Below are 13,388 nucleotides of genomic sequence, written 5' to 3' on the forward strand. Positions count from 1 at the left end.
AGAGGTTGATATTTCCTGCATAACTAAAAAACGCCCGATTCATAAGAATCAAGCGTCTATACTTCAATCACCAAACTGGACATCGAATTCATTCAACGGCCAATAGCGCATATTCACTTTTCCGACAATCTGTTCCTGATCGACAAATCCAAAGTAGCGGCTGTCCATACTGCTGCGCCTGTTGTCGCCCAGAACGAATACTTTCCCCTCAGGAACGGTTTGTTCGCCTGTGATTTCCTCCAGCGTGAAGTCGCCAGTCAGTTTGGTGCCAACCATTTCCTCTTTGAACTTCTCCAAATAAGGCTCTGGCTGAGCTTCGCCATTTACATATAATTTATCATCTTTGTATTCCACGGTATCCCCGGGCAGTCCGATGATGCGTTTGACATAATCTTCAGTTTCGCTTGCATGAAATACTACAACGTCATAACGATGAAGTTCTCCTACCTGATAGCCAATCTTGTTGACAACAAGCTTATTGCCATCCTCAAGGGTTGGCATCATGGATTCTCCTTCAACAACATAGTTTGAAAACAGGAAAGTCCTGATGACTACAAATATAATCAATCCGATTCCTAAAGCTTTCACCCATTCAAGACTCTCTCTTTTTATGCTGTCTCTCAATCTAATTCCTCCTACCCAGGTTACCCGCGGGAGTGATCTTTTTCTACTTTTTTGTTGATTCGGGCTTCCACCCGTTTACCTCCAATCCAAAGAACGAAGATACCTGCCAGTACCAGTGCAGTACGCAATGGTTGTTGAAATAATGATACAATATCGTGGCCGATAAAGCTAATGGTGAAAATCATCACGGCTTTTCCGGCTGCGACGGCGAGCATATATTGAAAAATATTGATTCCCGACAAGCCAGCCACGATATTGACCAGGGCCGATGGTGTAAAAGGAAAGCATAACAATAAGAAAAGCGGACCAAATCCGTGGCGGTCAACCCACTTCGTCAAACGGTGAACCTGCTTGTTGTTTTTTAAAAAACGGAAAATACGGGCTTGGCCATATTTTCTCACCAATAAAAACACAATCAATGCACCCAGCGAGGCACCTAACCAGGAAAACAGAAAGCCAAACCACAAGCCGAATGCATTCACATTTGCCAGAACAAAAACAAACAGCGGCAGAAACGGCAGGAAAGCTTCAAGCATTGGCAGCAGAATGCCTGGCAAAGGACCGAACGAACGATACTCCTCTATTAAATTCATAATATTTTCAAGTGTGAACCATGCTTTTATCATCTCAATATCCATACTATATCTTTCCCCTAAATATTCATAGAACAAAACCAGTTTTTTAATTTTTCTTCGCAGTGACACTCTCAGTACGCATTACTATTAGGGAAGAGAATAGAATAGACTGGTTATTCACTAACTAAATACCCGAATTGCGTAAATTCTTAGTATTTAGTAAAAGTATATCATAGGTGCTTGCTTTTCTTTATATTGTTACGAAAATGAAATATCATTTACACTGCACCCTGCACAAAAAATATCCGGCAAAAGCATTCTAGCTCTTTTACCGGATATCTCTTCATAACATCAGATATACTTGCCAAACCAATCTTTAATATAATTCAATCTGGCCACTCTCAAATTAGGTTTGCCGTTCCTTGAAAGGTTATGATTCGATTCAGGGAACCTCACCATCTCAGTTTCTTTCCCCTGCCTTTTGACAGCAATATACAGCTGCTCCGCCTGTTCTATCGGGCATCGGTAATCTTTTTCGCTGTGAAGGATCAGGAGCGGTGTATTAATATTCTTCGCATAAGCAAGAGGCGAGTGTTTCCAAAGCTTTTCTATATCATTCAGGCCGGCCTCTATCTGCCATTCTGAAAAGTAGTATCCGATGTCACTGACACCATAGAAACTCACCCAGTTTGAAATCGACCTTTGCGTGACAGCTGCTTTGAATCGATCAGTATGGCCTACAATCCAGTTTGTCATAAAACCACCGTAGCTGCCGCCCGTGATCCCCAGTCTGTCCTTATCGATAAAGTCATATTTTTCGATAACATGATTTACGGCTGCCATTACATCCTCATAGTCTCCGCCGCCATAGTCCCCTCTGACAGCATCCACGAATGTCTGACCGTAGCCATGGCTTCCCCGAGGATTGATGAAGAGAACAGCATATCCTTCAGCTGCAAGCATCTGGAACTCCTGATAATAGGTATTCCCGTACATCATATGAGGACCGCCATGGACTTCAACAATCAAACCGCATTTCTCTCCTTCTTTAAGGTTTGCAGGCTTCATCAGCCAGCCTTTCACTTCCCGATCATCACTGCTCTTAAAAGTGATAGCTTCTGTTTTCGAAAGCTCCACTTCTGATAGAAATTCTTCATTGACTGACGTTAGCTGCTTCAAGCTGCCTGAGGGAATATCAAGTATGAACAGGTCGCCTGGGAGTTCCGGGTTACTGATGGCGGCAATAGCTTTTTGATTTTCGGCATCCAAATCAAATCCGTAAATATGCTGGTCATCCAATAATGCCGGGTAGAGGGCACCGTCCCGATTTCCGTAATAAAGCACGGTGTTTCCATTGTCGGAGGCAAGAAAATAAAAGCTTTGATTATCCGACGCCCATTGGATTCCCGGATTCGAGACTCCCTGCTGAAAATCAATGACCATGAAATCGCCAACCGGGCTGTCCAATTCGCTTGTCAGGCAGCTTAACGATTCTGTTTCCATCTCATACAGCCATACCTTCGTCTGAGTAGCATTCTGATACTCTTTTTCATGTCCAAGAAGAGCGATGAAGCGGCTGTCTGGCGACCAGGCTGCGTTCCCGAAATACCCCGTTCCTCCCGTTACCTTTTTCTCCGTACCGTTTTCTGCATCATATAAGAACAAATCGGTTTGAAAAGATGTATCCAGGTCGGTGCTTTTATCAGCACCATACGCTATGTACTTGCCATCGGGCGACCAGGATTGCAGGGAGTAGTCAACTTCCCCTTCCGTAATTTCCTTCATCTCCAACGTTTTGAGATCCATGACCGCAATATGGCTTCTCTTACCGCTGAAAAACCCGCTGTCATCCGATTTATATTTCATCTTCTTGACTTCAAGCGGCTGCGGGATTTTTTCCTCTTCCTCTCCTTCTGTCAGAGTCTCCCCTTCTTTTAAAGCTGCAGAGAAGGCAATTTTCGTGCCGCATGGAGACCATAACGGCTGTGATGCACCGTTCGGGCAGTGAGTAAGCTGCTGCGCTTCCCCGCCGTTTACTGACAGTAAGTACAATTGGCTTTTGCCGGAACGGTCTGATACAAAAACAATATCTTTCCCATCCGGAGACCAGCGTGGAGAACTGTTCCGGTTTTCTCCGAAAGTCCACTGGCGGCTGGTTCCCTTATCAATATTTAAATGGTACAAATTAGATATGTAAACGTTCTTCTCCTGATCCATTTCAGTTAACACATAGACGGCTTCATTTCCGTGAGGTGAAAACTTTGGGTCTGAAACCGACTTCAAAGCATATAAATCTTCTGCCGTGATTCCTCTTTTGTTTGTCAAAACGCCAACTCCCTTTCAAATAAATGGTTACCCTATTTTAAAAAGTTCGACAGTCCGGGCGCAAATCCTTTGTCTGCGGAATTTTTTGCATTTTGGGGGAGATTTTTTCTATAGTCTGTTTTTTCAAAGTGTTCTTGGAGCTTAAGGTGTGCAGTCTCCTGCGGAACTAGCGGACCCGCTCAACACCCAGACCACCGGGAACGTGCATTTGAAGTCTGAACCCTTCTAATGCCAACCCCTTATTATGAAAAAGTGTTTTGATTTCCCTCCATTTGAGCAGTTCAATCTGATTAGATTTAGAAATATTCAACCATACTATAAAAAAAGATTTCAATTCGACCTTATTCTTCAATATTGGATATTGATAAATCCGTAAAAAGTACGTACAATAAAAATACGAACACACGTTCTTAAATTCCTTATAAAAAGGAGCATAATTATGACCAGGATATCTGAGGAAGATCGAAACATCTTAGAGCAGGCGATTTACCTGCCCATGGTCTTGACTGTGCTGGACAGGGATTTCACGGTTGTGGAGAAGAGTCCCTTCAAACTGAAAAGGCCCTACCTGGAACTGATTGAGGAAACAATGAAGGTCATCCAGAGTGAACTTGCAAGTGTGAAGAAGCACATGAAACTCAACGGAATGAAAGTGGAAAGAATTAAATCGGACGATGCCTTCACCATGTATCTATTTCTCTACAAAGGATACGAAGAGCATCACAACTACTTCAATCCCCGGCTGCGCAACAGGGTCGAGGATTTGCTGAGGCACTACTTGTATCAGCGCTTCCTAAGCACCCAGGCCCCCAAAAGCAAAAAAGCGTGAGGCATCTCACGCTTTAAGCTGTTGGCCAAACAACTGCCTTCTCAGCAATAAGGCGGGTTTAAGCAACTCTTATACATCCTCCCCCGAGGTTTTCTGTCCCCAGGCATACACCGGCACATGCTCGGAGGCTCTCCCTGGATAGGCTGCAAAATTCTGCGACGGAGACTTTCTGTCAGCATTCAAGATCCTATGCTGAAAGTTGATCCGGAGCATTGCCGTCCTCATCATCTGCGCCTCAAAGCTGGCAAATGACATGGGCAGGCTTAAACTCCTGCGGTTCCGGAATGTGACGCTAATCTCTTTGCTGTTTAATTTAGTATAGGAAAGTACGTGATCATGGGATATCCAAATGCATTCTGATTTGGCTGGTGAAGTGGTAGGGAACAAATAAATAGACGAATGAGGATCTACAATGATGGGGGCTTTATGGGTAATGCCTGTTAACCGCTTCGTTCCGTCTTTTCTTCCCTGATAGGAAGACCCGAAAAACTCACAGCTTTTCTTGATAATTTCAAAGGGTTTAAAGGGAGATACTAAGGTTTCATTTCCTTCATGGATTTCCGTATAAGTCCGGGTTCCATATTCTATTGGCATAATCAACATCGTATAAGGGTTGATTTCATATTCTTCGATTATACGAGATTTTTCGACCATTTTTTCGCCTCCTCTACATTTTTCTCTAATAGAATAGCATAATATTCCCAAAATAACACTTCTTTTCCATTAAATATTCCAAATTTGTCCACTAAATAATTATCAGAAAATTAAAATATTTTCGTTGTTTTCTTATGACTTTTCTCATATAATATAAAAAAGTTCTTTTAAAACAAAAGCGGAAGCGCCTTGGTCAGCCCCGACAGGCAAATGTTCCAAAGAGAAAAAAAGGCGCTCTATCCTTTTATTCTCTTTGGGTTATTTGACCCCGAGGGGCTAGGCGCTGAAGCTGGCCGGAACAAAAGCGGAAGCGCCTTGTCCAGCTCCGACAGGCAAATGTTCCAAAGAGATTGTCTTTATTCAGGTCAGACAGGCAAGGCAAACACCATCCAACCGGCATATGCTGTATGAGATTCTGTAACAGATCTTAAATCAGCAATTGATTACATCATCACCCGTCTATATCGTATAGCTTAGTATCCTTCCGAAACTTATCGTCCAGGTGTCATGTGTTAATCGGGTTCTGTGGAATCTGCTTTTTAAAAGCTGTTTTCGCATATATCGTTGCTTTCAGAAAAATCCTAAAAGCCGGATTTTTCCCTGGATACTAAGGTCTTTCGCTCTGAACGAAGAGAGAAGCTCGTTTCTCTCTGCTTAACAGGATTTTCAGATTCATTATGGCGCTGTCTTCGATATTAAAATCAAATGGCCACAAAGTTTACGAAAAGAGCCTTAAAAAAAGACTTCAGAGGTGAGCTTAAATGGATAAAAAGAAAACTTATTCAGAAATGATGAAGGCTTGTGCAATGTCACGGAAAACAGCCACCGATATGACTTTAACTGAGATATATGTGGATATGATTTTAAATGAATTGAACTTAGTCAATCAAAAACGAAAGCTGCAAGAAGAATTGGACTCCGCTCTCGACCAGCGGGACAAGAAAAAATTCATGGAATTATCACAGCAGCTGAAAAAAATGACAGAGGAATACGGTATATAAAACATGGACTGACTCAAAAAGTCAGTCCATCTTTCATTTAGGCGTTCTCGAGATTTATTTTCTTCTTCTCTTCTGTCTCTTCTATTTCTTCAGCCAGTTTATTCGCATTTTGCCCCAGCTTCGCAGAAAGACTGCGCAGCTCTCTTCTTGTTTCGCCCACCCCAGCAACTGTACGGCTGATTTTATCTTGAACCATCATATCGGAGAAAAAGTTATCGAAAAACAGATCGGTCATATTTAAAAAGCCCGAAGTCTCCAGGGTTTGCGTGGATTCCATATTCAGGTCCGCCAATTCTTTTTCAAGCTTCTTCAGGTATCTCTGTGCTTCGTGAAGTGATCTTTGGGCTTCATCCATTTTTGAACGTTTGGCGGCACTGGAGATAATTCCTCCTCCGACCATATCAACCATTCCCCAGTTCCCCGCACTTTCAAGCGAAGCTGCTGCAGAGTCCAATTTCAGAAGCGCCATGGCAGCTGCATCTTCAGCTTCCTTCACTTCTTTCAGCTGAGTTTTAAATTCAGCTGACTGTTCAGCAAGGTTAAATAACAGCTGGCTTAATGGTGAAGAAGAATCATGAATCATTTGTTCTTTCGTTTCAAGCAGAAGCTCATACCGGGACTGGGGAGATCCCAGCTCCGTGAGTTTACTGGAAACTTCCTGATCTTCCTGGAGAAGTTCCTCCAAGGTCTGCTTCCACTCATCAACTCGAAGCTTTGCTTTAACAGCCTCTTCCTTTTCCTTTTGAAGACGCTCCTCTTTTTTTCCTGTCATCGCCAGCAGCAGCCCTGTTAAAGTCCACTCTTCAAGCTTGTCTACATCACGGTTTTCTTTTTGCAGTTCTCTTTTCAACTTATCCAGCTTGCCTTGTACCTCATTAATTTCTTTTTCAAGGCTGCTTTGCTGATCCGACCACTTTCTATGTAATCTTAAGTCTTCTTTAACCTTTTCAAGTCGAGAATTGATTTCTTCCATAATAAAAATCCCTCCCATTGTCTGTACTATTACATACGGATGGGAGGGATTTTAGTTTCACTTATTCTTCTTCATATTCCTCCAGCATGATCAGTCTTTCAAGCATTGTCGGATGTCCGTATCTGAAAACTTTGACCAGGAGAGGAGGATTGACCTGGCTCAAGCCCACCCTCGACAGCTCTTGGAAGGAGGAAATGGCGGCTTCCTTATCTCCCGTCATTTCAATGGCATAACGATCGGCACGAGTCTCTTGATATCGGGATATATAATTTGAGAACGGGCTGATCGTGAACATGAGCATAGAGGTGATCACCAGGAACAGCGGAAGCGAACTCAGGCTGGAGACTCTTTCCACCTTCACCTTGTCTCCATGTCTGCCGACAATAAAATTCATCAGTTTCGCGGCGATCCACAAACCGAAGAATGAAAAAGTAAGGTACAAGGCTATTCCGATATATATATGCTTTTCGACATAGTGAGCCATTTCATGTGCCATGACAAACAGGATTTCTCTTTCCGAGAGTTTGTTGATGGTCGTATCCCATAGTACAATTCTTGAATTCGACCCAACTCCTGTCACATAGGCGTTAAGCGAGTTTGTCTTCGAGGACATATCGACTTCATAAACATGATCAGCCGGGATATTTGCACGATCAGCAATGTCCAGGATTTTTTCTTCGAGAACCTTATCCTTCAAAGGGGTAAAGTCGTTATACAAAGGATCAATCAGGACAGGCTGGATGAACATCATGAAAATACTGAATGGAACAGACAAAGCCCATGCAGCAAGCCACCATCTCTTAGGAAACTTCCGTATCAGCCAGTATAGAACGGAAACAATGATGAACATCGTCAGGTAATTCACCCAGAAGTCAGTCAATTCATCCTTCATCCACTCAGAGAAGGTCTGTGTAGAAATAGCATAGTCCCTCGAGATTCTGTAAGAAATATATTGAAAAGGAAAAATCACCACATTGGAAAGCAGCGAAAGCCAGAACAGATAAATCCCCGTCTGAAGTATTTTATATTTAGATGTGGACTGGGACCAGCGTTGGAATGCCTTCGAAACCCCCAGTATCAATATCAGAAAATAAAACAGCCATTCATATGGGGTGGACAGAAAGAACAATAAGTTCTTTATCTTCGAATACTCTTCACTCAGCATCAGTTCCCTGCCGTTCATAAACGTTTCCGGATCGGCACTGCTGCCTTTATAAACATCAGGCAAAGATGAATCCGCTAAAAAGTAAAGATAAACGTAAAAAAAGATCCCTAACAGCAAATATAACAACACAGCCCTGAAAGCCCATTTACGCAATACTTGTTCCTCCTTTCATTCCTCTATACTATATGTAATAACATGTCCTAAAGAATAGAACAACCAGTTCCAACAAACTCCTCTTAGTTTACCACTTAGGGAAAAACATATTTAACATCACGAAAGATGGAAGTGTCATACTATCGACTTCTTTCAAGAATGAATAGTTCTTTTTGAGCTCTCGAACAGCTTTGATGGATTGGTTCTTGTTGAAAAATTCACCTTTCCAATTGTTCTGCGAAAGCTGTCCATTCTGTACCATTTCATTTACGATAGACCAATAAGCGTCTTTGTTCTTTTGTTTCCCAACAAAATAGTTGTAGATGAACCGGGAACAACCGAACGTTTTATTGATTAATTCAGTCTGTTCATGATTTGGATAGATCCTGAATTTAAAGGTTTTTTTAACATTCAAATGGTTTCACCTCCTTGTAGTAATTATACCAAGAAAGATGGCACCATAGGAACATATGTTTCTTTCGAAGTTTTTTTGTAGAGCCCAAAAGGCAGGCGATTCATCTCCCCCTTATCGATGGGCTATGCCCTTCACACGCTTGAAGAGGGAGTTTTCTCGCGATTTTTTAGATAAAATAACCTGCCTTGTGTTTCTCAAAAGAGACTCACAGCCTGGGAGCCGTGTACCTCGAGTGAACAGCCTCCTCAAAAACTGATCTAAAAAAGAGAAGAATCCAAAGACCCTTCCCTACACAAATAACAATGAATATACAGAAAGCACGGCTATAGCACCAAGAACGACAACAATGACATTCGCCCCGAGATACGCGATAATGAACGCTGCTGCTGCTCCAACAACGCCAAACCAGATATCTCCTTCACTGATCAACAGGATTTTTGGGAAAATCAAGGCGCCCAGCACAGCAAATGGTACATTTTTTAAAACTCCCTGCAAAAATGAAGGAAGTTCTTTCCCTTGAAACATGATGAGGGGAACAAGACGCGGAATATACGTGACAGCCGCCATTCCGATAATCATAATTAGAATAGTTTCACTCATTGGATGGCTCCCCTTTCATATTCCGGCTTGTCACAAACTCTACTAGGACAGCAGACACAATTGTCGATATCATGATTGCCCAGCCTTCTGATATGGAAGTGGTAAACAGAAACACACTGTTCAACGCAGCTGCTGTTGCGGCAAGGTAGACAACCTTCACACTTTTCTTCATGGAAGGGACGAGCAGGCCGACGAACATGGCATAAAGTGCTACCCCCATACTTACCTGCAGGAATTGAGGAAGAATTTCTCCAATGATATAACCCAGCCCGGAATTGACTACCCAGCTGGCATAAGAAATGAGGATGACCCCAAATGCAAAAGCAGTTTTCACTTTGCCATCCTTGACGGAAATCACGGTAAAAGTCTCATCGGTAATGCCAAAAGAATAAATGGCTTTTACCCATCCCTTTTCTTTTTCGAGCTTTTCATTCAGGGAAGCCGACATGAGGAAATGACGGATATTCACAATGAATGTAGTAAGTATAATTTCAAAAACACCAGTGCCAATAGCTATTAAACTTAGAGAAATGTATTGTGCAGCCCCTGCGAACACAAGCAGGCTCATCATCACTGTTTCGTAAAAGGACAATCCGGTTGTACGTGCCAGAAGGCCGAATGTCAGTGCCACTGGAAAATAACCGACTGCAATACTGATCCCTGCCTGGAGGCCCAGGCGGAAGTCACCAGGCTTCCTCGTGTTGATCAAAGCTTCCACTTTCAATCCCACCCCGTTTATATTATAAAATCATTTACTAAATGAATAATTTCACTATATTATAGCGGGGAAGATTTCAGTATACAATAATAATTGTAAAAGTTTTGAAGATAATCTTTTCCGTTACGGGTCCAATACTCGGAGAATGCATACTAACGAAGCCTCTTTATTTCGGCTTTCATTTTTGAGCAATGAACCTACTAAAGCTTTACAAAGTGTACATGACATCAACCAATACTCATTCTCCTCCAATGAAAATTGTCTTTACCACAGCAAAGTATTCCCTGATCATATAATTGATTTTAATGAAGAAGCCTGACTCTCCTGCCAGTCCGCTGCAGTCCAGTCCAAGCTGTTCCCCGGTAAGTCTGGCACGGAAAACGTGATAATCGCTGGTAATGATCAATATTTTTTCATCTGCTCCTCCTATGCTTTCCAGTAAAGCTTTTGAATTGTGCAGATTTTCCCATGTAGTGGTCGATTGGTTTTCCTCGGTTATCCTGTCTTCTGAAATGCCGTGTGCTGAGAGATACCGGAACATTGCGGTTGATTCAGGTATATCTTCTCCTTCCCCCTGTCCTCCAGATACAATAACGGGAACTTCAGGATGCTTTTGCAGATACTCAGCCCCTGCCTCAAGTCTGGACTTCAGGGTCTCTGAAAGTTCCTCTCCCTTCAAGCCGGCCCCGAGAATGACAGCATAATCTATATCATCCGGTATTTCCCTGCCCGCCTCCAACATCAGCATGATCTGCACCGCACCAAAGGAAACAAAGAACAAACCGTAAGCGACGAGGGCTGTTCTTTGAATAATTCTCCACCATTTGTTTCCAAGCTTTCGAGATATAAAGTATAAAAATACCACAAATATAAAGTTCGCTATAATAAATAGAATTCCGAATGTGACTCCAAATATCAAAATAAAAAGGAGCAGCAAAATCACTGCCGATATAAAAATAGACCTTAAAGTTTTTAGATTCATATATAACCTCGCTGATGAAAGATTTTCTTTATTTTACCATTATTTTAAACGGGTCTGCTTCTTCCCTTTCATAAAATTATATAACTATAAGAATATGTGTAGATAGCCCCCTGAATCAGATGGTAAAATGAAGCCAGTATACAAATCTTTACATAAATTGGATGGTGTTCTTCTATGGAAGAGATTGAAAACATATACAAGTGTGAGAACTGTGAGCGGATCCTGCCATGGGTGTACCCCATTTCTCCCTTTATTGATTCGCCGTCATTTGCCATATTCAATTTAGCTGCCGGTCCCCAGCAGGTCGATCTTGTCGAAAAAATCAATGACCATAAGTATACGTTCAGGCTATTTTGCAATCTGTGCGGCTATACCAATATTTTCACTTATGACACTCAAGAGTGAGAGAAGCATACCGGCAATGATATGCTTTTTTTAGTCCGTAAATTAATTCTAAATTCAGCTCAAAAGAACCGAAACAAATTAAAATTTTTAAAAACGGCCTCCAGGAACCCTTTAAACATCCATCCAGCTCAGTAGGGTGATCCGAACTGCTCTGTTCGGCGCTCCTCGAGACCACTTAGGGCGGAATCCCAAGCGAACTGGTCTCTAAAACCTTCCTCGAGACCACTTCGGAGCGGATTCCCAGGCGAACTGGTCTCTAAAGCCTTCCTCGAGACCACTTAGGGCGGAATCCCAAACGAACTGGTCTCTAAAGCCTTCCTTGAGACCACTTCGGAGCGGATTCTCCAAGCGAACTGGTCTCATGAGGCTTCCATATACCGGAGCTTGCAGGGACAATTAAACAGCCTCCCTCCTCCAAATAAATCAGCGATTTTTCCACATAAAAAGAAGCATAGCGGTTTAGATATGCTTCTTTTTATAAGTTATTTCCCCTTGAACTGCGGCTTCCGTTTTTCACTGAAGGCGGCCAGTGCTTCAACACGGTCTTCAGTAGGAATCGTGATTTCATAAGCTTTTCTTTCAATTTGAAGGCCAGTCTGCAGGTCTGTATTCATGCCGTTTTTAATAGCAAACTTGGCCTGCTGAAGGGCAACGGGTCCATTGGACAGCATTTCACCCGCAAATGAGATTACTTCTTCCATGAATGACTCGGGTGATGCCACTCTAGTCAGCATGCCGATATCCAAGGCTTCCTCGGATTTTAACCTTTTAGCTGTCAGGATCAGTTCCATAGCTTTGGATTCACCTATCAAACGCGGAAGGCGCTGCGTTCCTCCCGCTCCCGGGATGATTGCGAGGCTCGTTTCTGTCAGCCCCATGCTAGTGCCGCTGACAGCAATTCTGAAGTCACAGGAGAGAGCGAGTTCCATGCCTCCCCCAAAAGCATACCCGTTCATCGCCGCGATGGTTGGCTGCGGAAGGGTAGATACCCCATTAAACACATCCCCGATTTTCATGACATTTCTTCTCACCTGCTGTTCGGTCAGGTTTTTTCTTTCTTTTAAATCAGCTCCAACGCTGAAAGCTTTTTCTCCCGCTCCTGTAAATATCACAACCCGGATATCAGGATTGATGCGGATGGATTCAATCATCTTCTCCAATTCAAGAAGTGTATCGTAATTAAAAGCATTCATGGCATCAGGCCGGTTGACCGTAACGATCCCCAAGTGTTCACGCTGTTCCAACAAAATGGATTCCAAGTATGTATCCCCCTTTTTGTAATTCTGAATAAAACGCTTCCATACACTCATTCGACAAAACCTGCCTAAAACCTTTCTTCTAAGAACAAAAGCGTAAGCGGCTTGTCCAGCTCCGACAGGCAAATGTTCCAAAGAGAAAAAAAGGCGGGCTTTCCTTTTATTCTCTTTGGGTTATTTGACCCCGAGGAGCTAGCCGCTGAAGCTGGACGGAACAAAAGCGTAAGCGGCTTGTCCAGCTCCGACAGGCAAATGTTCCAAAGAGAAAAAATGGCGGGCTTTCCTTTTATTCTCTTTGGGTTATTTGACCCCGAGGAGCTAGCCGCTGAAGCTGGACGGAACAAAAGCGTAAGCGGCTTGTCCAGCTCCGACAGGCAAATGTTCCAAAGAGAAAAAAAGGCGGGCTTTCCTTTTATTCTCTTTGGGTTATTTGACCCCGAGGAGCTAGCCGCTGAAGCTGGACGGAACAAAAGCGTAAGCGGCTTGCCCAGCTCCGACAGGCAAATGTTCCAAAGAGAAAAAAAGGCGGGCTTTCCTTTTATAGTTTATGGTTTCCCCAGCTAAAAGTCTGTTTCAGTCGGACGGACTGCCGGCTGCTGAAGCAGAGCTGCGGACAATAACCCTATAAGCTGCTCACATCAGCTGCCTTTGTAATCTCCTCAATAAAGAAAGGCTCGTTTCCGATGGCTTCTGCCTCCGGAAACAAGCCCAAA

Annotated in this window: 16 protein-coding genes; 5 read left to right on the top strand and 11 right to left on the bottom strand. The window is 43.0% G+C overall.

The annotated features are described in order from the left end of the window. Positions 1 to 63 precede the first annotated feature (63 nt). The 3 genes from lepB to FZC78_RS14990 form a co-directional block, all read right to left on the bottom strand. Positions 64 to 624: a signal peptidase I gene (gene lepB / locus FZC78_RS14980; protein WP_148940757.1), complete on the bottom strand. Its 561-nt coding sequence runs from the start codon at positions 622 to 624 to the stop codon at positions 64 to 66. Positions 625 to 644: 20 nt separating this feature from the next. Next, positions 645 to 1,262: a TVP38/TMEM64 family protein gene (locus tag FZC78_RS14985; protein ID WP_148940759.1), complete on the bottom strand. Its 618-nt coding sequence runs from the start codon at positions 1,260 to 1,262 to the stop codon at positions 645 to 647. Positions 1,263 to 1,550: 288 nt separating this feature from the next. Then, positions 1,551 to 3,524 carry a S9 family peptidase gene (locus FZC78_RS14990; protein ID WP_148940761.1) on the bottom strand — a complete coding sequence of 658 codons (1,974 nt, stop codon included), beginning with the start codon at positions 3,522 to 3,524 and terminating at the stop codon, positions 1,551 to 1,553. A 439-nt stretch (positions 3,525 to 3,963) separates the two neighbouring features. On the opposite strand from FZC78_RS14990, the gene FZC78_RS14995 reads away from it, so the two are divergent. Next, the gene (locus FZC78_RS14995) at positions 3,964 to 4,353 is read left to right on the top strand and encodes a hypothetical protein (protein WP_148940763.1); all 390 of its coding nucleotides are present in this window, start codon (positions 3,964 to 3,966) and stop codon (positions 4,351 to 4,353) included. 69 nt (positions 4,354 to 4,422) lie between these two features. On the opposite strand, the gene FZC78_RS15000 is transcribed toward FZC78_RS14995, so the two are convergent. Then, positions 4,423 to 5,007, bottom strand: coding sequence for a competence protein ComK (locus tag FZC78_RS15000; protein WP_148940765.1), 585 nt, complete (start codon positions 5,005 to 5,007; stop codon positions 4,423 to 4,425). A gap of 189 nt (positions 5,008 to 5,196) precedes the next feature. Between FZC78_RS15000 and FZC78_RS24315 the strand changes: the two genes are divergently transcribed. Next, complete coding sequence (locus tag FZC78_RS24315) at positions 5,197 to 5,418, top strand: hypothetical protein (protein WP_252183632.1); 222 nt, start codon at positions 5,197 to 5,199, stop codon at positions 5,416 to 5,418. Between the two features lie 350 nt (positions 5,419 to 5,768). Next, complete coding sequence (locus FZC78_RS15010) at positions 5,769 to 6,008, top strand: IDEAL domain-containing protein (RefSeq protein WP_148940766.1); 240 nt, start codon at positions 5,769 to 5,771, stop codon at positions 6,006 to 6,008. A 37-nt stretch (positions 6,009 to 6,045) separates the two neighbouring features. On the opposite strand, the gene FZC78_RS15015 is transcribed toward FZC78_RS15010, so the two are convergent. From FZC78_RS15015 to FZC78_RS15040, 6 genes are all read right to left on the bottom strand, one after another. Next, a complete protein-coding gene (locus FZC78_RS15015) occupies positions 6,046 to 6,981 on the bottom strand; it encodes a hypothetical protein (RefSeq protein ID WP_148940768.1) in 936 nt (311 codons plus the stop codon). Positions 6,982 to 7,042: 61 nt separating this feature from the next. Next, on the bottom strand, positions 7,043 to 8,299 hold the full coding sequence (locus FZC78_RS15020) for a M48 family metallopeptidase (protein ID WP_148940770.1): 1,257 nt from the start codon (positions 8,297 to 8,299) through the stop codon (positions 7,043 to 7,045). Between the two features lie 88 nt (positions 8,300 to 8,387). Next, positions 8,388 to 8,714, bottom strand: coding sequence for a helix-turn-helix domain-containing protein (locus FZC78_RS15025; protein ID WP_252183633.1), 327 nt, complete (start codon positions 8,712 to 8,714; stop codon positions 8,388 to 8,390). 288 nt (positions 8,715 to 9,002) lie between these two features. Beyond that, positions 9,003 to 9,314, bottom strand: coding sequence for an AzlD domain-containing protein (locus FZC78_RS15030; protein WP_148940771.1), 312 nt, complete (start codon positions 9,312 to 9,314; stop codon positions 9,003 to 9,005). Then, positions 9,307 to 10,032 (bottom strand): AzlC family ABC transporter permease, encoded by a 726-nt coding sequence (locus FZC78_RS15035; RefSeq protein WP_148940773.1) that lies wholly within the window; start codon positions 10,030 to 10,032, stop codon positions 9,307 to 9,309. Before FZC78_RS15035 ends, FZC78_RS15030 begins: the two co-directional genes overlap by 8 nt. 238 nt (positions 10,033 to 10,270) lie before the next feature. Further along, positions 10,271 to 11,014 (bottom strand): YdcF family protein, encoded by a 744-nt coding sequence (locus tag FZC78_RS15040; RefSeq protein WP_148940775.1) that lies wholly within the window; start codon positions 11,012 to 11,014, stop codon positions 10,271 to 10,273. 174 nt (positions 11,015 to 11,188) lie between these two features. Between FZC78_RS15040 and FZC78_RS15045 the strand changes: the two genes are divergently transcribed. Next, on the top strand, positions 11,189 to 11,419 hold the full coding sequence (locus FZC78_RS15045; RefSeq protein WP_148940777.1) for a hypothetical protein: 231 nt from the start codon (positions 11,189 to 11,191) through the stop codon (positions 11,417 to 11,419). A 482-nt stretch (positions 11,420 to 11,901) separates the two neighbouring features. Here the strand turns inward: FZC78_RS15045 and FZC78_RS15050 are convergent, their stop codons facing one another. Beyond that, positions 11,902 to 12,678 (bottom strand): enoyl-CoA hydratase-related protein, encoded by a 777-nt coding sequence (locus FZC78_RS15050; RefSeq protein ID WP_148940779.1) that lies wholly within the window; start codon positions 12,676 to 12,678, stop codon positions 11,902 to 11,904. A 102-nt stretch (positions 12,679 to 12,780) separates the two neighbouring features. Between FZC78_RS15050 and FZC78_RS24320 the strand changes: the two genes are divergently transcribed. Further along, positions 12,781 to 13,239, top strand: coding sequence for a hypothetical protein (locus FZC78_RS24320; RefSeq protein ID WP_252183634.1), 459 nt, complete (start codon positions 12,781 to 12,783; stop codon positions 13,237 to 13,239). Positions 13,240 to 13,388 lie beyond the last annotated feature (149 nt).

The sequence above is a fragment of the Rossellomorea vietnamensis genome (genome assembly GCF_008180415.1).
GTDB classification, from domain to species: Bacteria; Bacillota; Bacilli; order Bacillales; family Bacillaceae_B; genus Rossellomorea; species Rossellomorea vietnamensis_C.

Excerpts from the sequence above, each read along its gene's own strand:
- FZC78_RS15015 (WP_148940768.1), bottom strand. The coding sequence starts at position 6,981 with ATGGAAGAAATCAATTCTCGACTTGAAAAGGTTAAAGAAGACTTAAGA.
- FZC78_RS15010 (WP_148940766.1), top strand. The coding sequence starts at position 5,769 with ATGGATAAAAAGAAAACTTATTCAGAAATGATGAAGGCTTGTGCAATG.
- FZC78_RS14995 (WP_148940763.1), top strand. The coding sequence starts at position 3,964 with ATGACCAGGATATCTGAGGAAGATCGAAACATCTTAGAGCAGGCGATT.
- FZC78_RS15040 (WP_148940775.1), bottom strand. The coding sequence starts at position 11,014 with ATGAATCTAAAAACTTTAAGGTCTATTTTTATATCGGCAGTGATTTTG.
- FZC78_RS14985 (WP_148940759.1), bottom strand. The coding sequence starts at position 1,262 with ATGGATATTGAGATGATAAAAGCATGGTTCACACTTGAAAATATTATG.
- FZC78_RS15045 (WP_148940777.1), top strand. The coding sequence starts at position 11,189 with ATGGAAGAGATTGAAAACATATACAAGTGTGAGAACTGTGAGCGGATC.
- FZC78_RS15000 (WP_148940765.1), bottom strand. The coding sequence starts at position 5,007 with ATGGTCGAAAAATCTCGTATAATCGAAGAATATGAAATCAACCCTTAT.
- FZC78_RS15030 (WP_148940771.1), bottom strand. The coding sequence starts at position 9,314 with ATGAGTGAAACTATTCTAATTATGATTATCGGAATGGCGGCTGTCACG.